This is a genomic window from Pseudaeromonas pectinilytica, from assembly GCF_054780855.1.
In genome coordinates, this window is sequence record NZ_BAAGVN010000199.1 from 1 (window position 1) to 984 (window position 984).

The window sequence follows — 984 nt, forward strand, 5'->3', positions numbered from 1 at the left end:
TTGACATCCTCCCCCACCTTCGCGCTTCGCGTCTCAGGAGGGGGATTCCCATTACTGGGTGATAGCTGCTCGCGCAGTACCTGGTTCCTGCTTCATCGGGCGGCCTGATTGCACCGCTCCTCCACAGGCTAAAACGGCGTGTCCCGCCGCTAAAATATTGCGAGCGCCATTCACATCGGCGTTCACCTCATAGCCGCATTCATGACAGACAAACCTGCTTTGTGTCTCGCGGTTGGCCTTCGCCGTATAACCACAACACGAACATTGCTGGCTTGTGTAGGCTGGATTGATTGCCAACACCTGACCACCTCGCCATACCTGCTTGTACTCAAGCTGGCGGCGCAGCTCAAACCAGCCCTGATCCAATATCGAACGATTCAGCCCTGATTTTGCCCGGACGTTGCGCCCCGGCTGATTTGTCGTGCCCGCTGCTGATTTTGACATGTTGGAAACCTTCAAGTCCTCAATGACGATCATCGCGTGGTTTTTGCTGATTGTCGTTGTGACCTTATGAAGGTAATCGCGGCGGATATTGGCGATATGCGAATGCAGGCGCTGGATCTTGGCTTTTTGTTTCTTCCAGTTACTGCTGAATTTTACCTTTTTGCTCAACTGGCGCTGTAGCCTGGCCAGCTTGGTCTGATTGGTTTTGAAGCTGTTGACAGGCTCAAACACCGTGCCATCTGACAGGGTTGCGAGCTTGGCAATCCCTGCATCCAGCCCGACCATTGAGCCGGACGGGTGAGCTGGCTCTGGAAGCTCCTGCTCGACCTGAAATGAGATATACCAGTGTCCTGCTGATTGGCTGACGGTGGCGTTTTTAATCTTCCCTTCGACTGGGCGTGACTGGCGGAACTTGACCCACGCCAGACCGCTTGGCAGCTTCACCCGCCCTTTTTCAAGGCGGCAATACTTGTCGAAGTTGACGAACCGGATTGAGTCTCGGTTGTCGCTTTTCTTCTTGAAAACGGGAGCCTTGGCGGC

1 protein-coding gene is annotated in these 984 nt (G+C 54.5%); it reads right to left on the minus strand.

Annotated elements, in window-relative coordinates; translation table 11 throughout:
- Positions 1-51: 51 nt before the first annotated feature.
- Positions 52-984, minus strand: a 933-nt coding sequence (locus ACYVG7_RS10215) for an RNA-guided endonuclease InsQ/TnpB family protein (RefSeq protein WP_460883014.1), incomplete at its 5' end; no start/stop codon positions are given.